Origin of the sequence: Stenotrophomonas sp. (assembly GCF_031995405.1) — a bacterium.
Taxonomy (GTDB): Bacteria; Pseudomonadota; Gammaproteobacteria; order Xanthomonadales; family Xanthomonadaceae; genus Stenotrophomonas.
On record NZ_DAMAGC010000031.1, the window covers coordinates 1 to 25755 of the forward strand.

A 25755-nucleotide genomic window follows, 5' to 3' on the forward strand; every position below is an offset into this window, starting at 1 on the left:
CGTCAGAAGGCGTATCTGCGGCAAACGGCATCGCCGTCTCCTCGGGTGCACGCCGCTCCTTCCGCTCCACCTCCACGGGCATGACAAGCGTGGCTTGTTCGCGAACTGCAGGATTGCCAAAGACGCGCGGCGACTCATCCACGTGGCCGGCGTTATGCTCATGCTGAGGCAAACGCGCACCCCTCACCTGTTGTGGCGCATGGTCAGGATGAGCGCCACTCGCCCCGGCGTGCTCGTACGCCGCCGATTGGGTCGAGCTGTGCGAGCCGATGGCGCCCGCCCTGGCTGCCGGCTGCGCTTCTGGCGTCGGATCCTTCTGTTCAGCTGCTTGATCATGCCCGTGCTGACCGACAAGCGAGCCTTGGTGCGCAGAGGTGTGACCTATTGCAGGCTCGCTGACCTCGGCGGGCGGCTTTTCGCCCCGAGAGGACACTCGACCCTGATCGGGCATGAGTGCGGCTGCCGGTAGCGTCACCGCAGCCGGCGAGACCTTCACGGTCTGCTGCTGAAGAACAGGCGCCGAGAGATCAGCGGGAGCACGGTCCGCGCCGCGTTCCTGCGGTGCGCGAGCAAGCTCCGGGGTAGAAGCATGCACATTCACCGCCGCCAGCGTGGCAACGTGCTGCACCTCCTCGGCGGAGCCTCCTTGGCGATTTGCCTCACTCATCGCCTGTTGGTAAGCATCGCGCTCCTGTGGCGACAGCGCGGCGATCTCCATCACGGGTGTGCCAGGAATGGGCGACTGCTGCTGGCCGACGGCGGGAACATCTCTCAACGCCTGCCGCAGCGCCTCCGAGCTCGTCGTTGCAACGTGTCGCGCGACGCCATCTTCACCCGTCTGGAAGTGGGCAATCGGGCTGTCGTATCCGAAAACGCCGGCGTCGTTGCGCTGAATCTGCTGCATGGTGGGACCAGGGATGCCATTGGCCTCCCGCGTCTGACTCACGGCCAGTTCGATGGCCTGCTGAGTATCGGGATTTACATTGAGATCGACGCCAGCGCTTCTGTATGTGTGTAGCAGTTCGTTCTTGGCGACCTGGGCGGCGGTGGGCGGCGGTAGCGCCTGGATGGCCGCAATGCTCTCCTCGGCGCGCTCTATCGACGGCAGACGCATCTGGTTGGTGAGCTCCAGCTCCATCGCCAGATTGCCGCTGGCCAACGCGCCCTGATTCGCCCACTGCCCCGTTTCGTCGCGGTGATATAAACGGTTGTCGGAGCCAAGTACGGCATCGGGCCTGGCCCGCGCGTACTCGACCGCTTCCGGGACCGCCACGCCCTGGTCCTGGGAGCGTTGTGCCGCATGGTTCTCCAGATAGTACGTAGCAATGGCCTCTCGACCCGTGGCGATGTTCTCCTCGATACGGCCCAAAGCCTCCTGGTTGAGCTGCCGAGCGCGCTCGGGGGTTGCAGTCTGGTTTTCATAGGAGGCGCGGTCGTTTGCGCCGGAGAAAGCTGTCTTGACCTGGCGTTCCCATGTAGCCGTGTCCGGGTTGTGGCGCCAGTCCTGGTTGTCCAAGCCGCGCTGGTCACTGGGTTGAGCGGGGATCTTGAACGGGTCCTGCGGCGGGGGCACTTTACCGAGCGCGAATTCCACCGCCTTGGCGCTCGCCAAGGCACCCAACTTCTGCGACTGTTGGTAGCTGGCCGCTACACGTTCTTCAGTGGGGTTGCTGCGGCCCTCCTGAGCGCGGTCGAAGGCCGCCTCACGCGTCCAGTTGATGCCATCGAATTTCCACTCCACTCCAGCCAAGGTCTGGTGGTAGATGGTGCGGTTGTCCAGAAGGTCGGCCCCCTTTTCGAACGCCTTGGCGAGGAGCAACGCATCCGCAGCAACTGCGGCCGCAGGCACGAACCCGCTGCCGCCCAGTGCCATGGCCAGGGAGGTACCGCCTGCCCATCCGCCAACGTTTCGAGCGACGGCGCGGGTGACCTCTGAGCGTGCGGCGGTGGCGTTGCCTTGGTCCAGAAGTTCGGAGGCGCGACGGGCGGCCAATGCGCCGTCTATACCGGTGGTCACCAACCCACCAGAGCGTACTAGAGTACCGACAGGAGTATCGCCAACCAACAGACCGATGGAAGCGTAGCCGTGCTGGTCGCGGGGAACCCGGAGCGCATTTGCAACCTCTCGTCCCAGCGAGGTCTCGACGGTCTGCATCCCCCTTTCGGAGAAAACGACCCGGCCATCTTGATGGGCATTGATAATCGCTCGCGCCAGTTGATCGCTCTGCAGACCCAAGTCGCTGCCTTTCGTCAGCTTGTTGCCCGACTGTTGAGCGAACTCGAGCACTGTAATTATCCGCGACTCGGACTTGGTAACTGACAGATACGCCCGGTCAACGGATGAGAATCCGCTAAGAGCAGTCAGCTGCTGCGCGTGTGCGCCCCCATAAGCATTTATTCCGAGGAGGAAGTTCTGCGTCCGAGGACGAATGTCATCTGCGCTCAAACCAAGCGGCGCATTGGTGTACAGATCGCCGTTGATCAAACCTACGGTCATGGTGTCGCGGAGATAATTCACCTTAGCAGCGACTCGCTGCATCGCGCCAGCATCCTTATCCAACGCTGCCTGGCCATCGGCACTTCGCGCCAGCCTATCAAGCTGGTATCCGATACCATCCTGATAATCACCAATTGGCCCTCCGCTATGAGGTGAGACACCCATCGCGTGCGCCAACTGCCGGTCCGCCGGCATGTTGATTCGATTCTCAAAAGCATCCTTCTGAACCAGCCCAGCCGGCTCGAGGATCTTCAGTAGCTCACTATTTCTGAATGTCTGCTGTTCAATTACGTGGTGGTCTTGAAAAATAGGTCCTTTACGAGGCATTTCGCAAACTCTTCCTTGAGCCCAGATGATGAATCAAAGGTCGGCGGCATCCTTAAAGCGAAGTCCCGAAGACTTTTTCGGACCACCGATGCCTGCGTCCCAAACGGCATCCCGCAGCAATCGGTCACAGAAGGTGAAACCCGAGTATGGCGTGCGGAACACATGCGCCTCACCAACGACGTCCTTGCGAAAAGCCAGACTAGTGCCGCCCGACAGGTCATAGAACTTTCCGGCGACGAACTCATCGCTGACTTCGATAGTTAGCTTTGAGTTGCGTTCGTCAAGCGCATCCAACTCACGTGCCACTTCACATAAATAGTAGCGTGGCCCTTCCGATCCATCGGCCTGACGGTAATCGCACTCCACGAACTCAAATCCGGCCGAATCAACTCTTGAGAGCACGTCTTTGAGGCGACCTGATACAAGCCAGTAGCCGCTTAGACCACCCTCCAGGTCCTCTGGCGGATCACCTACCTCTGGATAGTGACGGAGGCGGGGCTTTTCTTTGAGAACCGGGAAGCCGCCTTCGCGTGGTCGGATTATCAGTCTTGGAGGAGTCAACAGGACCTCTTCGTTTTCGATCTCTACGCCGTGCCCTCTCCCACCCCGAGTGGTATCTGGCATGAGGAGATAGAACTCGCCGCGAGTTGGCAGGTTTTCGCTTGATGCTTCCATTTTTTTGATCCTGTAGCAGTTGTAGCTATTGTGTCCGACACAGACTAGCGCGAGCTGTGCATTCTGTTCCAGCGACGTGGTCGCTCGGGTAGCTCTACGCAAGCCTCTGAGATCGAGCCATTGGCCAAGAGGCGACCTCCCGGAGTGTCCAAGTGGTCCGCAGCCTGGGGGGCGGCGTCCGTCTTGGAGTTCAGACCATGCACTGATGCCACCACCCAGATCCGTGCATCAGCAAAGACCCATTTGTACTGCTCTGACGTGAAGGCGCCCGCCGAATTTGATGATCGATCGCGATAGTGTCTCCGCCAATCTATTGAGGAGCGGTCCAGGGGTAGCTACGACTCGGACCTCGACTTGGTAGCCCTTGCTCTGCAGGTCCTTGATCAGCGATTCCGACGCCCATTTGCCATTACTCAGGGTGGTGTCAAATATCTGGTTCTTTCTTTCGGAGACAGTAGCTTCCAGCAACTCTGCAGACCAAGCGCCAGCATCTGCATGCGCCCGTCCAGACCATGTATATGGATTTTCGCGTCTAAAGTCGCTTACCCCAGGATGAAACCTGCGAAGTTCGTCAGGATCAACGGTGATGACATCGCTGCCGAACTCGAGCTGGGCTGTCCTGGCGAGGCCGACTTTGCCGGAGCCAGGTTGCCCTCCCAAAATCACAGCAGCAGGTCGTTGCTGCGACGCAGCCAGGTCTAGGTTGTGAGCCGGAACAACCGGATCTCTGAAGATACGGGCATGTTCCTCATCCGGCAGCACGTCGCTCGAACGATCCATCTCAGCACATCCTTATGCTTATTTGAAATATTGCCAAAGCGCCTCATCGCCTATCCAGAACTGCTTCAGGCCAATTTGGGAGATCAGGCGGAACTTTGACTCTGCTGCGGCCACAAGGCCTGGATCAGCGGAAGCCCTCATCCGCTCGAGCTCGCCTCTGGCCTCGACCATGAAGCTATCCAAGCGTCCCTCCAAAGCGTCTACCGCACGCTCAAATCGAGGGATTATGGAAGGAGGCTTCGCTTCAACATCGTTCAGAACGTCCTGAAGACGATCGATGAGTTCTGGATACTGTTGTAGCTTCTCCACGAGTTTGGCGGGAACCGGTGGCTGAGAAACAGGCATGAAGTGCATCCTTTAGAGCGAACTTTGTGCCTGGAGAACTATCACACGTTGGGATTCGCATTATCTAGAGCTCTGGGTCCCATTTCGCCCGCGTTGGCGCCATTGCACATCTGTCAGCAGCGCCGCGACGATATGGGCAGCTGTTCCCTATGGAGCGAAGCAGGGAGGTCGGAACCGAACCTGCGCTGATATCAAGGCATGCGAGGCGTGATGGTCGGCTACCAGGTCAAAAGAGAGCAGATTGAATCCAGGACAGTCTGGCTGCGTGGCGGTGCACCCCCGCATCAACACCCGGAGTACCCGTGCAACGGGAAGGTGTTGCCGCTCCCCGGCGATCGCGCGCCTCATCCAGCGCTACGCCGAAGCCCTCGGCTCCATCGGGATACGGACCTCGCCCGCCGGCGACGTCGCCACCGCAGGAGGACACGAACGCGGCGCGCTGGTAAGGGCTGAAGGCCAGTCCGTTCGGATGACGTGGAACACGCACGTCGTTATACACCTGAGAAGTACACGGAAAACACCTTATCAGTCATCCATACGTGCTTTAGACGAATTTGCGACATTAGACTGGCCTTCGCTTGCGCAGCTGCAATCAGACGGGGATCGCCACTGGACCTTGCCTGGTTGAGTTCACGCCTTGCTTCGGCCATGAACGTACCTAACCGTCCTTGCAACGCTTCTATGGCGCGTTCCAATCTGGGAATTAACGAAGGTGGCGTTGCCGCAACAATGTTCAGCACCTCTTGGAGGCGCTCTATATGATCGGGGTAGTCGCGGAGCTTCTCCAGCAGCTTCGCAGGAACGCGGGGAAAATTAGTGGTCAAGATGGCGCTCCCTTTTTCATTGCGGCCAATGCCTCTTCAGCTATCACATGTCAGCCGGAACTCGGTTCCGCTCGTGCACGCGCTTCTGAGGGGTGTCTTCATCCCGTCTCTGCTCTTCGTCATTCGCAGCGAAGAAGAACAACATGCCCTGCTCAAGCATCTGCGGCTCCATGCGGGGCAACTCAGCGCAATCGATCTGCGCCAGGAAGTGATTGGGCGTTGGCTCGCCGTAAGTTGCGCCGATCAGCCATTTCAGACCCGGCGGCAATTGTAGAAGTCCGCCCAGGCTTCTCCGCGCCTGCGGGGATGCCTTGGGTGGATGAGGACGCTGTAGCATGGCCCCTGTCTTACGGTGCCTGGGGAAGTATGCCTCCAGCTCGGCTCCGGCGGGATGGTCGCGCAGGGCGGCGTCGCACGGGAACGAGGATTCCATTCGTTGTATCTCCAAGGGACGAGGCAAGGCAAGTCATTCAGCATTGCCGGGCTTGTTTGAAACCCGGCCCATAGGGCCGGATATAGGAAACCCCTGAAAATCCCTAGTGCGAACTCTCCCATCGAGCGAGCACCGTGCAGGGAGACATGACACAAACCTCCGCCTCAACCCATCCCGAACGGACAGCAGCGCCACCCTTGCTGTCGCCGCGCCATCTCCTCCATATCCCGATCATTTGGGGCAAAGGCCGGCGCTTCTTCGGCCAAGTCACCGCCTGCCGGCGATGCACCCACCCCGCACATCGCATACCGGGCGGCATCCACGCCTCCGGCCGCCCGCACTGCGCCGGGTTCGGACTGCCTGGCCACATATTCCCGCATCAACTGCCGCAGCACCTTGGCGACGGGGCGCTGCTCGCGTGCTGCGGCATCCTGGAAGCGGGCGCGTAACGCGGCGTCCATCTCTAGCTGCATGAAGACACTCTGGTTCATGAGTTGCTCCTTCTGCTGGGTAATGACAGGGGTTGCACATCCACACCGCACCGGGCGCGCGGTGACGTGTTGGCGTTGCGCCTGCCGCCGCACAACGTTGCCTAGCCCGGGCACACGGTGGCGCCATGAAGCGATGCGGCTCATGCGGGCGGACACGCGACAGCCGGGCAAGTACCCACCGCGCGGGTGGGCGCTGCCGCTCAACGGGCTTGCCGCTGCAACTTCCTGGGGATCTTTGGGGGCACCACCACCGGCCGCTCCACCACCGTAAGGATGATGCTGCCGTGCGTGGCCTCGACCTTCAGGCGGGCGCCTACGTCGAAGCCGAGCTTGTCCAGCCAGCGGCCGCGCAGCTTAAGGTAGGGAACAATCTCGGTGGGACCGTACTCTTCGCGGTCCGGGTACGTCAGCGCGCCTACGCGATAGCTGCGTGCGGGGCGGGCGTAGGGTTTGCGCTTGGGGCGCGCGTCATCGGGTTCGTCTTCCCACGGCGTCAACATGTTGGACCTCCTGCAGGGCTTGCCCTTGCCGGGATGGCAAGGGCGTCGGGAGGTTAGAAACCGTCTGACTACAACCGGCGGGCGTATTTCCACGAGGGTGTTGTATTAGCCACCCTCCCGACAAAGGGACGTCCAACATTTTGTAGTCAGAGGAGTTTCTACGCTCCGATGAACACCATGCGCGTTGGTGAGGAGGATGGGAAATTGCTTGTTTCTGTTGATCTGGCGGGGGTTGGTTGGCGGCACCTACGGTGCGACGTAATCGGCCCGGTCAGTCGCAGACTGTGGGACGGCGTGCGCGGTTCCTCGCTGATCTACTGGGAGAGCTACCGATCAAGAGGACTGATAGGGAGTGGCTCGACGCGTTCGACAACGCCAAGTTGAGCTTCTTCCCCATGGACCATGCGGATGCGGATGCGGATGCGGATGCGGATGCGGATGCGGATGCGGATGCGGAGAGAGCTTACGCCGTGAACGCATCGGAATTCCGTTCTCTGCATGCGCGATACGCTCCGGCCAGCGCTGACCCGGAGCGGGAACCGTCAACCGATAGACAGCAACCTTGTCGCCGCACTTCAGTGTACTGGGACGGGGTGATGGACCGTCCTGGACGGAGCGGCATCACCAGCCTGGACGCTGTCTTGAGGTGGAAGAGGCGCGCTGCATCCTGGCGGGCCTGCGCGTGATGCCGGAGATGCGCACAAGGCAGAACGGCGGACCGGAGAGGTGCCTGGGCGACCGAGTGAGGCAGGGTTAATTGATGGCGTGCGCACAGCTGAATGCACCGGTAATTGAGCGCCAGTGGTGCGCGAACAGGGCGCTAAGACTTAGAAGCCAACCCCAAAGGCAATGCTGCTACCGCGGACGAGGTGCCGCGGCGGCCAGCACTCACTTCGCTCGCTGCAACGCCTGTACGGAATTTCTGCGCGTCATCACCAACACATATTTGTGTAGGTCTAGCAGTGAATGCTGCTAGACAAGATTGAGGATCTTCTCAACCTCGAACACATCGAGGGACGGCAGGCTACCCACATCAATGCTGTACCTGATGCCGCTCACACTAAGCGGTGGCGCGTAATCATCAGGCAGCCGGGGAAATCCGTCAGCAACCTCAAACACGTAGACATTTCGGAACGTGAATCTCAGGAGAGCGCCAGTCTGCCGAAGTTCGTCGTGCCATCCTAGCTGTGCCAATCTCGCGTCAAAGGTGTCAAGCGCATAGCCGTCAGACCCAACTTTCTTTCGAATTTCATCGACACGGTCTGCAATGGTCTCGTCGCCTCCAAGGCTTCTCTCGATCAGAACACTAATGAAAAGAAGCCGTTTCCCAACGGGTGCCCTCAACTGATCAAGCCGAGAGATTTCATGCTTCGGCTCTGACTTCGTTGTCGTTTTAACCTCAACATGGACCCGCTCTCCAACAAAATCGTGGCGCTCTCCTTCTGGCCCACTCCATAGATTGCAGATGCGCGTGCCGACTGTGGGCATTAGCACATTGGATAAGACCCAGAGCTCACCAAAGAGACCAATCTGCTCCGACGCGCTCAGATCAGGCGCAAGCGGCCGTAATGCCGAGCGCATCTCGCCAATAGCCCTTTCCACAGAGTTCGCGACAGCACGACCTTCAATTTTTATCGAATAGATAATCCTATTAGCAGCCAGCGTAAGAATTTCTTCGTGATGGCTGCGGGCCGAGACATCTATCCAAAACTGATCACCCTCAACTAGCCGCACCTGAAGCCCTTGGAGGTCAGCGGGCAAGCTGGAGGGTGGCACATCGATCGCGATGAGCAAATGAAGTCGCCCATCGCTCGAGATGCCGATCAGAGCGTCCTCAAAGTCATCAACCACCTGCTCGTAGATTTCGTCGTACTGAGACCTCTGCTCTCGCAAACTCGTCCAACGCTCCTGAGTAATATCAGTCATGAACAAGCCCTCGGTTCATGACGAACCGCTGTCCGCCATCAGCAGTTCGGGGCAAGGAGAGCGCAACGCCTAACACAGCTTGTGTCGATGCTCGCAGCGGTTCTGGATCAAGAAGATAGAGAAGAAGTAGCCCTTGTTGAGCAGGGCGATCCTCACGCATAGATTTAGCGCTGTAACCGGAGGAAGCTCGATAGTTCTCAGGCCCACCATGGAGGTCGACACCTTCATGGCGTGGATCGATGAGGATTCCAATCGATTCCTCAGATTGCAGAGAACGGGTCACTAGTCCATAAGTCCTTCCTCCGATGGATACTTGGCGCTCTCGCTTTGGATCGGCGACGAATACCGTCCAGTTCACCAGCTCATCCGAAGCAGCGCGCTCAAGAATCCAGTCCGCAATCTCAGCACCTTGAAAAGCGACACTACTAGGATGCCCCTCGTAGCAACGCAGAAAATGAGCGATTTCATTTACAGGGACATCATGTGCGAGAGTTCCACCATAGGCATCCTGCGTCGGCGGATGTTGGCTCAGCAGCTGGGAAGCCAAGTCGATATTGCGCTGCAGTAGCCCCCTATCACGCAAGGGATACAGAATCGTCTGCGGGTTCCCCCCGGACCAGGAGCGCGCATCATCCGTCAACATCTTGCTCTTGCTCTTGCTGGTGAGGAGAAGCTTCGAATGTGCACGCATGCGAATGGCCATCTGATCAGGTCGACGACCAGCCGTGTTCAAAGCGGTGATAGAGTCCCGAAGAGACTCTTCAACCAGTGCAAGCTCCACGAACCATTGTGCAATCCCCTCAGTCGTCCATATGCGAATCAGATCTTCATAGCCAGCGCGGAAGCCGTACCAACGAGCCATCTGAAGCAGGGCGTCAGCCAGCGTCGTTGTTCGAAGAAAGTAAGCAATGGTCAGGCCTTCAAGCGTCAATCCACGCGACAGGCGGTTGCCCCCGACTGCCACGAGCTGCCGCCGGGGATTGGTGTCATACTCGAGCTCGCCGCCGGTCGTACTGTTCAGCACAACAACCCTCAAGCGGGCAAGATTCATTACCGCCTCACCGACCACAGCTTCCCTTGTACTCGGCAATTCGACAGTCCCCAGCGATGTCAGTGCCGATCGGAGCATATCACTGAGCACGCCAGGCTCGGCTTCCTCATGATGAAACCAAACGCGAATTTGATCTTCAATCGCTGCGCCGATACGAATCTGATCCTGCTGAAGCTGCGAAACATGTACAAGCATTGTATGCGGCTTGTCGGACTGGCCACGCAACAGCCTGATTGCGCCAACGAGAGCAAATGTTAGAAGAGCATCAGCCAGTGACTGAGGCAGATCAAGCGCTCCCTTGGCAACGATCGCCTCACTTCTTCTGCGACGTTTTGACTTCAATGCCTCCACGTCGCCCACTAATACCGGACGAAGTACGTCCCGCCCTTGCGCGCTTACACCAAAAAGCTCTTCCGTCCCGGTATAACCGTCCGGCCGCGGAAGTTGCACTACAAAATCTCTTGGAAATAGATCTTCGCCAACTTGGCTGTCACTAGCATCTGGGTCGATTAGAATATTGGCAAAGGGCGTCGCCGTATAAGCAATATACGTTGCTCGCGGGATCTTTCTAAGGATATCGCGAATTAGTGCATTGGTTAGCGATGGCGCGGCGTCGTCGCTAGGCACCCGTCCTCGTTCAATACTCGGATCACGCCGATTTCCTCGCGTATTGATAGACGCCTGATCCGCTTCGTCATCAATCAACAAAACCGGCACTTCGGAGAGTCTTCCTTCGAGCTTGTCGAACCATTGATTAAGCCGCTTCAGAATTGGCGTAATCTTCTTTGCAACTATCAGAACTGTACCGGTCGATGAGAATCCATCAGCCACTGGAGGCTCACGGAAGTCACTGTCTTCATCGGTCAAAGTGATCCAGTCAACACCTATCCGAGCAAGCTCAAAATCTAGTCGACGTTGAGTCTGATTTCTTAGTGAATCATGAATTCCGGAAAGAACGATAATTAGACGATAACCAACGTCTGCGGCGCGCGCGGCCACGGCCGTGAAATTTGCTGTTTTGCCAGACTGAACGTAGCCAACGACTAGGCCTCTGCACTGAAATTCTGGCCTACTTACAGGTGTAGTCTTTGAAATGATGCGCAGAGATTCTTCGGCAACTGACTCGATCTGATGTGGCTTCCACTTTGGCTGAGATCGCAAATACGCCTCGTGTCTGGACCAATTACTCCAAACAGTGCCATCCGTCCATCGTGAAAGTTTTGGCCTCAAGGCAAGACGGCGCTGGGACCTGTCCATCATCAGTCTCTTCCGGCCAGTAGTTCAGGCACACCCGCGGCCTCCAAGACACGTAAAAACTCTGAGAGCGCTGCTTTGGCCTCGATATTCTTATCTATGAGCTGCACAAGCTCCACCAATGTCGGCAGAAGCTGACTCACCTCTACCTCCTCACCATTGAATCCGGTCTTGCGCTGCCAAGCCCTTGCGCCGCTACTGACAATTCGTACTGAAGCCTTCTCCTTCTTCGGTGCCGGCGCGGGGTTAGTCATGCCTCCCTTAGGATCCATTTGTGTCAGCGAAGCGCTACCAACAGGGATCGCACTGGCGGGCAAGCTAGGCTTACTGCCCTCTGACGATACCGGAGCGGACTTTGACTTCTTGTTGTATCTGACACGCGCCGCCGCGCGAGGCGCCTTAATCAGATCCTCAAGCGGCTTGCGGATGGCAAAAGGCAGACGTATAAGCTGCTTGCTGATATCGACCTGCAGCGGCTCATCTGCCAGCCTGTCGAAGTCGATGGCGACTCGAATCAGTTTGGTGTGCTCATCCTTAGCGAAAATATCCTCCCAGCCGCCCCATTTGATGAGGCGATGCAAACGATAGAAGTACAAACCTTGAGCATCGTTAGCGCGTCCGTTCAGAGTGTGACGCTCGCGTTCCGCACGCTGCTGGGGCGGAGTTAGATCCTTCACGTGCTCGTCGAACTCGGACTCATTTGGAGTGACGTACGCGCGGACGTATAACGCCGGGGCCTCGCCTGTCGCGACGCTCTCCAGATCGATCCGATGCTGATCGTACTCCTTCGTCAAGCTGTGCCCCATGGGATTGTTCGCGCGCAGAGCTTCGTCATTCAACTTGATGACAACCTTTTGCCGTCCGGGAACCTTACCTTCAAGATATCGGTGGAAGACCAGCTCAAGGTGAGATCTTATCGATGCGAGCTCCTGCGAATAGGGAGAATCTGCCTTGCCCTTTGTAGGCAACATGGTGGGACGCATCTCTGTCAGTAGGACAGCCGTACCCGACTCACCGATTTTCACCGAGGACTCATGGTCGGGAGATACGGAGTCAGTCAGCAATGCCCAGCGCCGCGTCTTCGCAAGGTGTTCTTTATCCCAGGTGAGGGTCGTAAGCTCACCTCCCTCCGCTTTTGATACCACGGTCAGTCGATCTGCTTGGGACCAAGCAGCACCCTTAAGACCGTAGCCAAATTTACCGAGATCACCCTCATCGTAGTTTCGCTGATGGCCGATTTTCATCGCATTACGCAGACCCGATGGCGTCATGCCCACACCATCGTCGCGAACACACATCCACCTACCGCCCTGATTCGGATTCGGGAATGTGATGTTGATCTCATGTGCGCCATGCGAAAGGCTATTGTCCACAAGATCAGCGACTGCACTGGGAAGGCCGTGACCTGCACGCGCCAGGATGTTGAAGAGACCGAGTGGATCAGGTGCGACCTCCTCCTCATCAGCGCTATTTCCCTGTACCTGCTGTGAAATGCTCGACATTGCAATGTCCTCCTTGAATACTTGCGGAAAGCTCGTTGCCAGTACGGCCCGACTGTGAATGCCTTCGTCGCCGTACAGAGCGATCATTGCCGACTTACCCAGTCGCGCACTCTCCCCATGGCCAAGGATCTTAGCGTGAGCAGGGTGATCAGCTCCGATAACAACCCAGGACGCTGTCGCGGGAGTTGTTGAAGCGTCTACACTCATCGCAAAGAGAGCACCAGGGTGGACAAATCCGTAATATGCGCTCGCTGGACAGTCGCCTTCGAATCTCCAGTTTCTGCTCTGACGTTTGATCCATGATGCAACCTGCACTACATTGCTCTCATCCTCGAGCCTGCGGCAATTGAGGGAGATGACGTCCGAGTCTATCGCGGAGGGGAAAACGGTATCAATGACGTCCCGGTCGAAGTTAATCGCACGTTGCTTCGCGCGCTCTTTCCCTTGTCGGCGATATTCATGGAACATGCCAAGTTCAGAGTTTGTCAGCAAGCGGAGGATTGTGAACTTCACGCCCCCCCCTCCGTCGTCCTAATCTGTGACGGATCCAGACCGAGCAGAGCTACGCGCATGTCTGATGTTTCAGGCGCCCCCAGCGACTCTCGGATTCCGCGTGCTAAAGCGTAGGCGAAGAGCGGCGGCACCGCGTTGCCGATTTGTTTGAAAGCCGGATTCATCGAGCCCTTGAAAACGAAACCGTCGGGGAAGGATTGTAAGCGCGCAGCCTCCCGGACAGTAATGGTCCTCGCCTGCTTGGAATCGAAGTGAATATGGGAGTAGGAGTCCTTACCAAGGTGCGCCATCAGAGTCCGGGACGGCGAATCGGGCCGCAGCTTCCACCACTTGTTTGGAAATTTAGCGGGATCGTAAGGTATACGCCACGCCTTAACAAAATCGCGAACTTCCGCGTTCAGCGGATTAGTGGACAAGCCGTTCCGCTTCCTGACGTCGAGCCAGTTCGCAATTTTCTGCTCGACGTAAGCATGAACTTGTGGATACTCCCATCCCGGCTGAATCTCAGCAAATATCTTGTAGTCCCGCGGCAGGTATCTGAAGACATGCCCAGTGGTCGATCGAGTTGCGAATCCATGCCATTCACGCATTAGGCGAGAATATGCCGTCGTCGGCTCGTCCGTCGTATATTCGACAGGCTCAGAAGGATCTTTGGCGCCGCGCCGAATCATACCGCTTTGTAACATCTTCCGTGCATACAGGGCCGGAAGATCCGCAAGTGCATGCGACGCCGCCGTGGCGACAGGGGAGCCGGGAGCAGGATCGGCAATCCAACGATGGTAATCCGAGCCCTCTGCCTTTAGCACACGGCGAGCAGCGTTCTTGGAACCAGTGTAGCCTGGAGGCAAAATCAGATGATGTGTCGGCACGGGAAACCGAGGCCTAATTCCAGAGGAGCGATGAAAACCAATAAGAATCATTCTCTCGCGCATTTGAGGAACACCGAACCACGCGGAATTGAGTAGCGTATAGGCAACGTCGTAACCCTCTAAAGCGAGACTCTTCGATACGAGCTCTGCCACATTCGTGCCACCGTGATTGAGAATATCGGGAACGTTCTCCATTAAAAGAGCAACCGGCTTTGTTGCCCGAATGAATGCGACATACCGCTCCCACAAACTGACCCTGCCGTCCACGAGAAAGGCTTGGTCTGCGGTTACCTCCTCTCGGAGCCGAGCCTGCTCACGCAGCTTAGCTCGCCCTACACGAGCAAACGCCTGGCAGGGCGGTCCGCCAACTAATACGTCGATCTGATCTTCAGTTGCCCCCTGCAATTTGAGCTCAGCGAACACGCTATCTGCGGTTTCAGTGACTGCGTCGCGTGCCGCATGATGTGCATCTCTGTCGCCCCCTGAAGAGTGAGCACCAAAGTTGGCCCCATGAGAGCGTGCAGCCCAGGGATCCATTTCAACTGAGGCTACAGGCTTGAACCCTGCGGTAAGAAAGCCGAGGGAGATACCTCCACATCCGGCAAACATGTCCATGTAGCGGATTTCACCGCCCTGGCGAATGCGCTCAAGCTTTCGGTGAATCAGCTCTTCATCTTGGTCCAATTCAAGTGACACCTTGGCTTTACCCTGGGGCGAGGTCGAAGCGCCGTGATCGTTGAACGCGTCGTTGGACTGTGACCTACGCGGAATGGGTTGGGTGGACATCCGATACTCTCGTTGGGAACTTTCGCCAAAATCGCCCTTGTGGACGCAGCCTATGAGCGAGCTTGGCCTATTCAAATCAAGCACCAGATCCCGGCCTAACAATGTGTCAGTCCAGCGCCAGATGCTGCTTCGCCGCAGGTGTAATGATGCCGCAGGTTGAGGTGCAGTTGCACGTCCGAGTCGACGTCAATTTTGGGCTTTCGCCATTTCCAAGCACCAACGAGACACGGCCCAATACAGTTGATGATCGCCGATCGGCCACCTGCAGGTACCGCAGATCCAAATCACGACCATACCCGGCCAGCATAGGGCCCGCCTCAGATCATCAACGCTCTCGCACTTCGCCCTCACCAGCCCTCCGATCGCCCCACCATGGGGACCATCGGCGCTCCGCCGATGGAAAATAGCTCTACACCCTCTTCCGTCAGGTCAGCTTTGGATTCGAACCAGTAGCGACGACTGGTGTCGCTTTAGGACCGCTAGGGCTACAATTTCGACATCAATCGAGATGCGCCCTTTCATATGAATGCGTCCCCCATCGAGTCTGCGGACCGTTCTGCAGCCTTGCGCTTTACCGACTTAGTAGTTGATCAAGTATATCAAGGGGGTCGTAGAGGAAATTCTGGCGACGACCCTTTAGTACCTATGCTTTCCGTCAGCAATCAAGGTGGATTTCGGCATCTAGGACGCCGCGAGCGACCCAAGTTAATTGTGCTGACGACGACGATGAATGAGTTGGACTGGCCCGACTCCATCGACTTAGAAACTGGGGTTTTGACATATTACGGAGACAACCGAAAACCTGGCCAGGAGCTTCATCAGACGCGGCGCTGGGGTAACGAGATGCTCCGCGATGCATTTGCGCGAGGCTCGAACGAGGTGGATAGGCAGGAGGTGCCTCCCATATTGTTGTTCCGCAACACTGGCAACTATCGCGATGTCGTCTTCCTTGGATTAGCCGTACCTGGCGCAGTAGGAGTCAGGCCCGCAGAAAGTCTAGTTGCGACATGGCATCAAATTGGTGGGAAGAGGTTCCAGAATTATCGCGCGACTTTCACAATACTTGACGCTGGCCGCATAGACCGCGCTTGGATTTCAGATATTCAACGTGGTACTACGCTTACTTCTCACGCCCCTCCCTCCTGGAGGGCGTGGATTGAACATGGCCAGTATGAACCCCTCAGAGCCAGTTCTAGCCAAGCCTACAGATCGAGATCAGAGCAAGCCCCAGCCAAGCGCGAGGATCTGCAGCTAGTCGAGGCGCTGGTCAGCCATTACGAGTCAGATCCAGTTGGCTTCGAATGGTGCGCTGCTGAGATTACTCGCATGCTCCTTCCAAGCATCGCTTCCATTGATGTAACTCGGCCATCTCGAGACGGTGGTCGCGATGCAATTGGACGCTATCGAATTGGCCCATTAGGCTCTCGCGTCGAGGTCGAATTTGCCATGGAAGCAAAATGCTATTCGCCCAATAACTCCGTGGGCGTCAGGCAAACTTCACGACTTATTTCTCGACTTCGCCATCGCCAGTTTGGTGTGATGATCACCACGTCTTACGTAAATAGCCAAGCATACAAAGAGATAGTCGACGACGGACACCCAATACTAATTGTGTCTGCAGTAGACATTGTCTTAGCCCTAAGATCTTTCGGCATCAGAAATGAAACTGATCTTAAAGAATGGCTCCGAGCGGTCGACCGGAAAGCTGGCTCAGCAGCTTTCTGAAGCCCCTCTACCAAAACGGATAGACAGTATCCCTAGGGGCAAAAAAGACGGGCGGCCAATGGCCGCCCGTCGCTTTCCCAATCTAAAATCCCATCAAACCCCGACAGGATTAGCCTTCTCAGGATCAATCTTGTACTGCTTGATCGCCCTCGCCACATCCTTCCCGGTCATCTTCCCTTCCTTGGCCAGCGCCGCAATCGCGGCATGCGCGATGTAGTACCGGTCAACCTCGAAGAAGCGACGCAGGTTGGCACGGGTGTCCGAGCGACCGAAGCCATCGGTGCCCAGCACGGTGAAGCCCATCGGCACGAACGCGCGGATCTGGTCCGCATAGGCACGCACGTAGTCGGTGGCGGCAATCGCCGGGCCCTGGCGGCCTTCCAGCAGCTCGGTCACGTAGGCCTTGCGCTGTTCGCCTTCCGGGTGGAAGCGGTTGTAACGCTCTGCATCGAAACCGTCGCGACGCAGTTCGTTGAAGCTCGGGCAGCTCCAGATGTCGGCGGTGACGCCGAAGTCCTTCTCCAGCAGCTCGGCCGCGGCAATGGCTTCGCGCAGGATGGTGCCCGAACCCAGCAGCTGCACGCGCAGCTCGCTCTTCTTCGGCTTGCCGGCGTCGGTGAGCAGGTACATGCCCTTGACGATGCCTTCGGCCGCACCTTCCGGCATTTCCGGGTGGGTGTAGTTTTCGTTCATCAGGGTGATGTAGTAGTACTCATCAATCTGATCTTCCATCATGGCCTTGGTGCCGTGCTGCAGGATGACCGTCACTTCGAAGCCGAAGGTGGGGTCATAGCTGCGCACGTTGGGGATGCCACCGGCGGCCAGATGGCTGTGGCCATCTTCGTGCTGCAGGCCTTCACCATTCAGCGTGGTGCGGCCGGCGGTGCCGCCGAGCAGGAAGCCACGGGTACGCATGTCCGCTGCCTGCCAGGCGATGTCGCCCACGCGCTGGAAGCCGAACATGGAGTAGTAGATGTAGAACGGCAGCATCGGCACGTTGCTGACCGAGTAGCTGGTGCCGGCAGCCATCCACGAGGCGATGGCGCCCGGCTCGCTGATGCCCTGCTGCAGCACCTGGCCGCTCTGGTCTTCGCGGTAGAACATGAGCTGGTCGGCGTCGACCGGCTTGTACTTCTGGCCGAAGGGCGCGTAGATGCCGATCTGGCGGAACAGGCCTTCCATGCCGAAGGTACGGGCTTCGTCGGCCACGATCGGCACGATGTGCGGGCCCAGTTCCTTGTCGCGCAGGGTGATGTTGAGGCTCTGCACGAAGGCCATGGTGGTGGAGTAGCTGCGCTCGCCGCTGGACTTGAGCAGGCGCTCGTAGCTTTCCAGCTTGGGCGCGTTGAAGCTCTTGGTGGCCTTGCGACGGCGCTGCGGCAGGTAACCGCCCAGCGCTGCACGGCGTTCCTGCAGATACTTCACTTCCGGCGAATCCGGGCCCGGGTGGTAGAACGGCACCTGGCCATCGGCCAGCTGCGCGTCGGTCACCGGGATGTTGAAGCGGTCGCGGAAGTGGCGGACGGCATCGTCGTCCAGCTTCTTGGTCTGGTGGGTCGGGTTGAGCGCTTCACCGGCGCTGCCCATGCCGTAGCCCTTGACCGTCTTGGCCAGGATCACGGTCGGCATGCCCTTGGTGTTGACGGCCTCGTGGTAGGCGGCATACACCTTGTGCGGGTCGTGGCCGCCACGGTTGAGGCGCCAGATGTCGTCGTCGGACAGGCCGGCGACCATCGCAGCGGTTTCCGGGTACTTGCCGAAGAAATGCTCGCGCGTGTACGCGCCGCCGAAGGCCTTGCAGTTCTGGTATTCGCCGTCGACGGTTTCCATCATCAGCTTGCGCAGGACGCCGTTGGTGTCCTTGGCCAGCAGGGCATCCCAGTAACCGCCCCACAGCAGCTTGATGACATTCCAGCCGCCGCCACGGAAGACGCCTTCCAGTTCCTGGATGATCTTGCCGTTGCCGCGCACCGGGCCATCGAGGCGCTGCAGGTTGCAGTTGACCACGAAGATGAGGTTGTCCAGGCCTTCACGGCCGGCCAGGGCGATGGCGCCGAGGGTTTCCGGCTCGTCGCTCTCGCCGTCGCCGATGAAGCACCACACCTTGCGGTCGGACTTTTCGATGAGGCCACGGTTTTCCAGGTAACGCAGGAACTGCGCCTGATAGATGGCGGCCAGCGGGCCCAGGCCCATCGACACGGTGGGGGTCTGCCAGTAATCGGGCATCAGCCACGGGTGCGGGTAGCTGGACAGGCCGCCACCGTCGACTTCCATGCGGAACTTGTCCAGCTGCTGCTCGTCGATGCGGCCTTCCAGGAAGGAACGCGCATAGATGCCCGGGGCACTGTGGCCTTGGATGAAGAGCAGGTCGCCGGGGTGGTTGTCGCTGGGGGCACGCCAGAAGTGGTTGAAGCCCACGTCATAAAGCGTTGCGCCAGAGGCGAAGGAGGCGATGTGGCCGCCGAGGTCGCCGGGCTTGCGGTTGGCGCGCACGACGGTGGCCATCGCGTTCCAGCGGATGATGGAACGAATGCGCCATTCCAGTTCGGCGTTGCCCGGGCTCTTGGCCTCCAGGGTCGGCGCGATGGTGTTCACGTACTCGGTGGTGGGAGAGAACGGCAGGTACGCGCCCGAACGACGGGTCAACTCCACCATGCCTTCCAACAGTTGATGCGCGCGCTCAGGGCCCTCGACATCAATTACGGCCTTCAGCGACTCGATCCATTCCTGGGTTTCCACAGGATTCGGGTCGTTGTTCAGCACCTCGTTCAACCAGTTCATTTGCGCTCCCATGACCGCACGCACGCGCGCGACTGTTTTAGATTTCTAGCCGCAAAGTGTAGCGCACCAAGGGGTTTGCTTACTTCGCTACGGGTGCGTATGGAAGTGGGTTGGGCTGTCTTTGGGACAGTGGGGGGACAGGTGGGTGGGTGTGGGGTTGTGGTTCCACGCGGGGTTTTGGCTGGGGTTTGTGCGATGGATGGGGTGTTGAAGGGGGACAGTGCGGGCGTGTGGGGCGTTTGTGGGGTGTGTGATTGGGGGAGTGGGATTGGTGTGGAACATGGGGTTGTGGCGAGGCGGTGTTGGGAGACTGTTCCATGCGGGGTACGCAGCGTCGCGGTGGTCGAGGTGGGTTGGCCTCGGGGAGCGCCGCGCGTTGCGCGGCAAGCCGGGCATGGCCCGGCTCTACCGGTGTCCATTGACCTGAACGCATCCCGGCCGTGCCTTCGCCCAAGGTGGATGTGGTGATGATTTCGATATATCGTTCCGCCACCACATTCGATATATCGAAATGACCGCTCCGCGTGACCTCGACCGCCCTGCCCGCCCGTTGACCGCCCGGCCCCTCAGCCGCGGCGATCTGCGGCTGCTGGTGTTGGCGCTGCTGGGTGAGCAGCCGCGGCATGGCTATGAGCTGATCCAGCTGATCAGCGACATGTTCGTGCGGGTGTATACGCCCAGCGCGGGCTCGATCTACCCGGTGCTGGCGCAGTTCGAGGCCGCCGGTTGGGTGGGCGCGGTGGAGGACGGAGGGCGCAAGCGCTACCAGCTCAGTGCGTTGGGCCTGGCCGAGCTGGCCGCGCAGCGCGAGGAGGTGGACGCGGCGCTGCACCGGGTGCGGGCCAGCGCGCGCACGATCACCAAGGCCAACCTGCCGCCCAGCGTGCGCGATGGCCTGCGCGAGTTGAAGCACGCGTTGGGCCTGTGCCACGGCCGCTGGAACGAGGACAACGCGGCCAGCGTGGCGCAGGCGCTGCGCGAGGCGGCCGCGGTGATCCGTGGGCAAGGACGCTGAGATGCCCTCCCCCGTTTTTTCAATGCATTCGACCCAGCCAGCCCCGGCCAGCCAGGTCTTCCCCCTACGCCGCGCTGCGGCGCATTTGCTGACAGGTGTTCCCCATGGCTTTGCATGAAAACAAGCTGGTACGTCATACCGTGAAGTTCCGTCCCCTGCAGGTGCTGCGCACCGAGGAGATCAGCCCGTGCATGCGTCGGGTGATCGTGGGCGGGCCGGCACTGGAAGGCTTTGTGTCGCTGTCGCCGGACGACCACGTGAAGCTGTTCTTCCCCAATGCGGAGGGGCAGTTCGTGGTGCCGACGATGACCCCCGAAGGCCCGCGCTACCCGGAAGGGCAGACGCCCTCGCCGTCGCGCGATTACACCCCGCGCTGGTGGGACCTCGAAACCCTTGAGCTGGCGCTGGATTTCGTCCTGCACGGGCATGGCGTGGCCTCGAGCTGGGCGGCCAATGCGCAGCCGGGCGACGCGATTGCCGTGGGCGGGCCGCGCGGCTCGCACGTGACGGCGCCGGACTTCGATACCTATGTGCTGATCGGCGATGAGACCGCGCTGCCGGCGATCGGCCGCTGGCTGGAGACGCTGCCGGAGGGGGCGCAGGCCGATGTGTATATCGAAATCCCCGAGTCGGCCGACCGCCAGGAGCTGCCCGAGGACGACCGGATCCGGGTCTCGTGGTTGGAGCGCAATGGCTTTGACGCGGCCAGCAGCACGCTGCTGGAGGATGTGCTGACCGATTTCGAGCAGCCCGATGGCGATACGTTCTACTGGATCGCCACCGAGTCGCGCCGGGCGCGGATGATGCGCAAGTACATCGAGGGCCATCTGGGCGTGCCCAAGGACTGGATCCGCTCGACCGGCTACTGGAAGGCCCACGCCGACGAGCACGACGGCGACTGAGCCCGCGACGGCACCGGCTGCGGATGCGACAATCGCGTTTTGGGCCGGTGCTTTTCCATGCAAGCAGTTTCTTCTTCGGCGCTGGCCGACCTGATCGACCGCGCCGCGCGTGCCGACGCCGGGTTGGATACGGCCTTGAACGCGGTGGCGCCCTCGGTGGGTGGCAATGTGGCGCCGCTGCGCGCGGCCCTGATGCCGCTGGCGCAGGCGCAGTTGGCGCTGGTGCAGGCTAACGCGGATATCGCGCTGGTGGCCGATGAGCTGCGCCGTTACCAGAAGTTTGCCGCGCCGGGTAAGCCGAGCCTGCAGATCGTGCAGCTGCGCAAGCAGCAGGCGGCGGTGAAGCAGGCGGCGCTGATCGCGCGGCAGGGCTTTGCGCAGGCCACGCACGCGTTTCTGCGTGACAGCGGGTTGACCGCGCCGACGCGCCGGTTGCCGACGGATTTCGCTACCGGCTGGCTGGTGAAGGTGGCAGCGACGGTGGCCGCAGGCTGAAGGCGGCTTACGGAGCAGGTAGAGCCGGGCCATGCCCGGCTGGCAGTCTGCATGGCCCGTAACGAAGGGCAGCCGAGCATGGCTCGGCTCTACCCTGTGTGGACCCATCGTTTGTCCCGCCGGGTTTGGAGCGGGCGGTGAGGGTTGTCTCGCGCATGGGCCCGGGTTTGCGTCGGGCGGTGGCGGATAGTTTGTTCAGGCCACCGGATTCGTATCGAACGGTGTCGTGTGCATCGTTTGCGCAAGCGGGTTCGCGCCGGTCGGCGCCACCGCCGCGCGGCGCCAGCCGTATCGCCTGGCCAGCCCGATTTCCAGCAGCACCAGGGCCATGACGATCAACAACGGCAGCAGCAGGCCGAGGTAGATGCCCGGCATCAGGCTAGTGAGCTGCGCCTTGAGCAGGCGGATTGCGCCCTGGGTGTGCAGCAGTTCGTTCATGCGCATGCCGAGCGCTTCGCGGAAGACTTTTTTGTCCACGCCGCTGTAGCCGGCCGCTTCACTGGACAGGCTGTCTTCGACCCACTGCGACATCAACGCACTGCGCACGTGGCCGACGCCGCGGCGGGTCCAGCGCTGGATCGTGCCTTCGCCCCGCAGGTAGCCGGCGCCGGGCAGCGGGTGGTCGGCGAGGTAGTCGTCCACCACCTGGCGGGTTACCTCGTGCACGGTGGCATCGCTGCGCATCAGCGTGGCCAGCGCGGGATCGTCGAGGGAGTGTTCGAAGTCGACCAGCCAGCCGGCGACCAGCGTCTGCAGGTGCGGCTGGAAGTGGTCGATCTGTTTGTACAGCGCGCGCTGCGCGCCGGCGGCAAAGCCCAGCTGCAGGCCGGTGAAAGCGAACAGCAGCGGCAGGATCACGACGTAGGTGGCGAGCGTCCCGTGGTGCCAGCGGTTACGCCGGGCCAGCCAGCCGCAGCGGTGCATGGCCAGCCAGGTGGCGATGCCGAGCAGCAGGCCGATGAGCGTGCCGAGCACGGTGCCGCCGATCAGGTCGAACAGGCTGAGGCCGGTCCAGAATTCCATCATCCAATACTGTGCGTCTTGCACGGAGTGCTCCTTTGCGCGGTGCCGCGTGAACCCCGGAAGTGTACGAGATGCAGAAGCACACGTAGAGCCACGCCACGCGTGGCTGCCACGAAGCAAACGGTGCGCCCGGGTAGAGCCACACCATGCGTGGCTGCCACGAATCGAACCGTGCGCCCGGGTAGAGCCACGCCATGCGTGGCTGACGCGAGGCGAAGGGTGCACGCGAGGTAGAGCCACACCATGCGTGGCTGCCACGAAGCGAACGGTGCGCACAAGGTAGAGCCACGCCATGCGTGGCTGCCGTGCGGCGAACGGTGTGCGCGGAGAGCAGCCACGCATGGCGTGGCTCTACGGGTACGCGAGCACGACATGGGGGACCGGGTGGTCCAGCACCGAGCGGGCCAGATCACGCGCAGCGCGTCGGCGCCCAATGCACCCGTTGCGCACAAACAAAAAGCCCGCCTTCCGGCGGGCTTTCTGCTGTTTCTACATCAGCGACCGATTACGCAGCCGGCTTTTCGCCGGTGGCTTCGGTGGTGATGCGGATGTTCACTTCGTCGCTGACGTTCGGGGCGTACGCGCCGACGCCGAAATCGCTGCGCTTGATGGTGGTGGTGGCATCGAAGCCGGCGGCCGGGACCTTGGCCATCGGATGCTCGCCGCCGCCGTTGATGGTGACATCCAGGGTCACCGGCTTGGTGACGTCCTTGATGGTCAGGTCGCCCGTGACGGTGAGCTTGTTGGTGCCGTTGGCTTCAACCTTGGTGCTCTTGAAGGTGGCGGCCGGGAACTTGGCGGCGTCGAAGAAATCGGCGCTCTTCAGGTGCTCGTCGAACTTGGCGGTGAAGCTGTTGAGGCCGCTCAGCGGCAGCTTCACTTCCACGGTGGACTTGGTCACGTCGGCCGCGTCATACACCAAGGTGCCTTCGGCGGCGCCGAAGTGGGCGGTCGGGTGCGAGAAGCCGAAGTGGCTCCACTGGACCAGCACGTCGGTGTGCGACGGGTCGAGCTTATAGGTGCCCGAGGCGATCTGGATGGCAGCAGCAGCCGGGGCAGCCGCGGCGGCATCGGCAGCCGGGGTGGTGGTGGTGGCGGCAGCGGCCGGGGCAGCAGCGGCGTCGGCGGCCGGGGCGGCGGCTTCGTCGGCCGGCTTGGAGCAGGCGGCGATGGCCAGGGTCAGGGCCAGCGGCAACAGCAGTTTGCGGGTCATGGTCATGTCAGGTCTCTCTCGAAAGCGAAGGGAAAAGAAGAAGGTGATGCAAACAGCCCGTCCGCGCGGACGGGCCAGGGTCCGGCGGGAACGCTTATTCGATGCGGGCCGCTTCGTCGAAGCTCAGGCGAGGCAGCCGCGGGAACAGGCCCGAAGGGTCACCGTACCCCAGATTGACGAGGAAATTCGACTTGATCGTGGTGCCCTTGAAGAAGGCTTCGTCGACCTTGGCGTTGTCGAAGCCGGACATCGGGCCGGCATCCAGGCCCAGCGCGCGGGCGGCCAGGATCAGGTAGGCGCCCTGCAGGCTGCCGTTGCGGAACGCCGACTCGGTGCGGCCTTCGCGCGGGCCGTCGAACCAGGACTTGGCGTCGGCATGCGGGAACAGGTAGGGCAGCTTTTCGTGGAAGTCTTCGTCGAAAGCGACGATCACCGTGACCGGCGCGGCCAGGGTCTTGTCATGGTTGCCTTCGGACAGCGCCGGGCCCAGCTTGGCCTTGGCGTCGGGGGAGGTCACGAACACGAAGCGCGCCGGGCTGCCGTTGGCGGCGGTGGGGCCCCACTTCAGCAGTTCGTACAGCGCCTTGAGCTGGCTTTCTTCCACCGGCTTGTCGAGGAAGGCATTCTGGGTGCGGGCAGTACGGAACAACTGGTCGAGCGCAGCATCGTTGAGTACGTTGGACATGAAGCCTCCTGATGAAAGGGGAACCGTGGCGGCATCGCCACCTGTTGAAGGGTGACTGCGCGATCGGCGAAGGCTGGCAGTGTAGAGTGTCGCGACAGTTGCAACACCCAGCCTGACTGAAACGAATTAATGCCATACGTGAAACGATGGAGTCCGCCCTGGACGATCACTGACGGCCGTGCCGGCAATGTGCGGCAGGCCGTGGCGCTGGCGTCTGCGTTGAAACTGGGGGCGCATCAACCGCTGGTCCTGGTCCCGCGCGCGCCGTGGCGCTGGCTGGCGCCGCGCGCCTTGCCGGGGGCCGTGCACGGCTATGGCGAGGCCTTTGCGGCACTGGCCGCCGCGCCGCCGGCGCTGGCCATCGGCTGTGGCCGCCAGGCGGCCGGGGCGCTGCGCGAGCTGCGCCGACGCGGCAGCAAGGTGGTGCAGATCCTGGACCCGCGCATCGGCGCGCGCCATTGGGACCTGCTGGTGGTGCCCGAGCACGACACCCTGCGCGGCGAGAACGTACTCACCCTGCTGGGCAGCCTCAACCCGGTCAACGATGACTGGCTGGCCTGCGGGCGTGCCGCATTTGCCTCGTTCAGCGCCCTGCCCGGCCCGCGCACCGCACTGCTGGTGGGCGGCCCTACCCCGCACGCGCCGTGGCACGAGCCGGACATGGTGCAGGTGTTCCAGCAGGTGGCCGCGCAGCTGCGCGCCGAAGGCGGCAGTCTGCTGGCGACCACCTCGCGGCGCACGCCGCCGGCGTTGGTGGGTGCGTTGCGCAGTGCGTTCGCGGAGCTGCCGCATGTGATCTGGGGCGACGGCGGCGACGGGGTCAATCCGTATGCCGGTTTGCTCGGCTGGGCCAACCGGGTGGTGGTATCGCCGGATTCGGTGAACCTGCTGTCCGAGGCCTGCGCCACCCGCATGCCGGTGGCGGTGGCACTGGCGACACAAGCGCAGGGGCGGCTGGCGCAGTTCCAGCAGGCCTTGCGCGAACGCGGGCGACTGCAGCCGCGTTGGCTGGAGTGGCAGACCGCAGGGCGCATCGAGCCGCTACGCGAGACCGCGCGCGTGGCCGGGCAGGTGCGGATGCGGTTGGGCATTGCCGGCTGATGCTGGCAAGGGACGCACGTCCGAGCGCGCGAGGATGGCGGT

20 protein-coding genes and 1 pseudogene are annotated in these 25755 nt (G+C 60.6%); 5 read left to right on the top strand and 16 right to left on the bottom strand.

Features of this window, described 5'->3' with window-relative positions:
* The 8 genes from RTO53_RS07760 to RTO53_RS07795 form a co-directional block, all read right to left on the bottom strand.
* Positions 1-2824: hypothetical protein (locus tag RTO53_RS07760; protein ID WP_312237239.1), on the bottom strand; the 2824-nt coding region annotated here is incomplete at its 3' end.
* A 33-nt stretch (positions 2825-2857) separates the two neighbouring features.
* The gene (locus RTO53_RS07765) at positions 2858-3499 is read right to left on the bottom strand and encodes a DUF1629 domain-containing protein (RefSeq protein WP_312237240.1); all 642 of its coding nucleotides are present in this window, start codon (positions 3497-3499) and stop codon (positions 2858-2860) included.
* Positions 3500-3727: 228 nt separating this feature from the next.
* Complete coding sequence (locus RTO53_RS07770; RefSeq protein WP_312237241.1) at positions 3728-4279, bottom strand: zeta toxin family protein; 552 nt, start codon at positions 4277-4279, stop codon at positions 3728-3730.
* 18 nt (positions 4280-4297) lie between these two features.
* Complete coding sequence (locus RTO53_RS07775) at positions 4298-4624, bottom strand: hypothetical protein (protein ID WP_312237242.1); 327 nt, start codon at positions 4622-4624, stop codon at positions 4298-4300.
* A 491-nt stretch (positions 4625-5115) separates the two neighbouring features.
* Positions 5116-5448, bottom strand: coding sequence for a hypothetical protein (locus RTO53_RS07780; RefSeq protein ID WP_312237243.1), 333 nt, complete (start codon positions 5446-5448; stop codon positions 5116-5118).
* A 43-nt stretch (positions 5449-5491) separates the two neighbouring features.
* Positions 5492-5881: a DUF1963 domain-containing protein gene (locus RTO53_RS07785; RefSeq protein WP_312237244.1), complete on the bottom strand. Its 390-nt coding sequence runs from the start codon at positions 5879-5881 to the stop codon at positions 5492-5494.
* A 164-nt stretch (positions 5882-6045) separates the two neighbouring features.
* Positions 6046-6372 (bottom strand): hypothetical protein, encoded by a 327-nt coding sequence (locus tag RTO53_RS07790; protein WP_312237245.1) that lies wholly within the window; start codon positions 6370-6372, stop codon positions 6046-6048.
* Between the two features lie 200 nt (positions 6373-6572).
* Positions 6573-6872, bottom strand: coding sequence for a SymE family type I addiction module toxin (locus RTO53_RS07795; RefSeq protein ID WP_312237246.1), 300 nt, complete (start codon positions 6870-6872; stop codon positions 6573-6575).
* 470 nt (positions 6873-7342) lie between these two features.
* Here RTO53_RS07795 and RTO53_RS07800 point away from each other — a divergent pair.
* A pseudogene (locus RTO53_RS07800) lies at positions 7343-7629 on the top strand (hypothetical protein).
* A 215-nt stretch (positions 7630-7844) separates the two neighbouring features.
* Here RTO53_RS07800 and RTO53_RS07805 read toward each other — a convergent pair.
* From RTO53_RS07805 to aceE, 5 genes are all read right to left on the bottom strand, one after another.
* Positions 7845-8798: a PD-(D/E)XK motif protein gene (locus RTO53_RS07805; RefSeq protein ID WP_312237247.1), complete on the bottom strand. Its 954-nt coding sequence runs from the start codon at positions 8796-8798 to the stop codon at positions 7845-7847.
* Positions 8791-11109 carry a Z1 domain-containing protein gene (locus RTO53_RS07810; RefSeq protein WP_312237248.1) on the bottom strand — a complete coding sequence of 773 codons (2319 nt, stop codon included), beginning with the start codon at positions 11107-11109 and terminating at the stop codon, positions 8791-8793. The genes RTO53_RS07805 and RTO53_RS07810 overlap by 8 nt, the downstream gene beginning before the upstream one ends.
* Entirely contained in the window at positions 11109-13118 is a 2010-nt protein-coding gene (locus RTO53_RS07815; RefSeq protein ID WP_312237249.1) for an ATP-binding protein, read from the bottom strand. The genes RTO53_RS07810 and RTO53_RS07815 overlap by 1 nt, the downstream gene beginning before the upstream one ends.
* The gene (locus tag RTO53_RS07820) at positions 13115-14773 is read right to left on the bottom strand and encodes a DNA cytosine methyltransferase (RefSeq protein ID WP_312237250.1); all 1659 of its coding nucleotides are present in this window, start codon (positions 14771-14773) and stop codon (positions 13115-13117) included. The genes RTO53_RS07815 and RTO53_RS07820 overlap by 4 nt, the downstream gene beginning before the upstream one ends.
* 1818 nt (positions 14774-16591) lie before the next feature.
* On the bottom strand, positions 16592-19279 hold the full coding sequence (aceE, locus tag RTO53_RS07825) for a pyruvate dehydrogenase (acetyl-transferring), homodimeric type (protein WP_312237251.1): 2688 nt from the start codon (positions 19277-19279) through the stop codon (positions 16592-16594).
* Positions 19280-19790: 511 nt separating this feature from the next.
* Here aceE and RTO53_RS07830 point away from each other — a divergent pair.
* From RTO53_RS07830 to RTO53_RS07840, 3 genes are all read left to right on the top strand, one after another.
* Positions 19791-20294: a PadR family transcriptional regulator gene (locus tag RTO53_RS07830; protein WP_312237252.1), complete on the top strand. Its 504-nt coding sequence runs from the start codon at positions 19791-19793 to the stop codon at positions 20292-20294.
* Positions 20295-20398: 104 nt separating this feature from the next.
* On the top strand, positions 20399-21196 hold the full coding sequence (locus RTO53_RS07835) for a siderophore-interacting protein (protein ID WP_312237253.1): 798 nt from the start codon (positions 20399-20401) through the stop codon (positions 21194-21196).
* A gap of 57 nt (positions 21197-21253) precedes the next feature.
* Entirely contained in the window at positions 21254-21691 is a 438-nt protein-coding gene (locus tag RTO53_RS07840; RefSeq protein WP_312237254.1) for a hypothetical protein, read from the top strand.
* Between the two features lie 195 nt (positions 21692-21886).
* On the opposite strand, the gene RTO53_RS07845 is transcribed toward RTO53_RS07840, so the two are convergent.
* From RTO53_RS07845 to RTO53_RS07855, 3 genes are all read right to left on the bottom strand, one after another.
* Entirely contained in the window at positions 21887-22738 is an 852-nt protein-coding gene (locus tag RTO53_RS07845; protein ID WP_312237255.1) for a hypothetical protein, read from the bottom strand.
* 481 nt (positions 22739-23219) lie between these two features.
* The gene (locus tag RTO53_RS07850) at positions 23220-23933 is read right to left on the bottom strand and encodes a YceI family protein (RefSeq protein WP_312237256.1); all 714 of its coding nucleotides are present in this window, start codon (positions 23931-23933) and stop codon (positions 23220-23222) included.
* Between the two features lie 88 nt (positions 23934-24021).
* The gene (locus tag RTO53_RS07855; RefSeq protein WP_312237257.1) at positions 24022-24612 is read right to left on the bottom strand and encodes a malonic semialdehyde reductase; all 591 of its coding nucleotides are present in this window, start codon (positions 24610-24612) and stop codon (positions 24022-24024) included.
* Between the two features lie 129 nt (positions 24613-24741).
* Here RTO53_RS07855 and RTO53_RS07860 point away from each other — a divergent pair, with 129 nt between their 5' ends.
* A complete protein-coding gene (locus RTO53_RS07860; protein WP_312237258.1) occupies positions 24742-25713 on the top strand; it encodes a mitochondrial fission ELM1 family protein in 972 nt (323 codons plus the stop codon).
* The last annotated feature ends 42 nt before the right edge of the window (positions 25714-25755 follow it).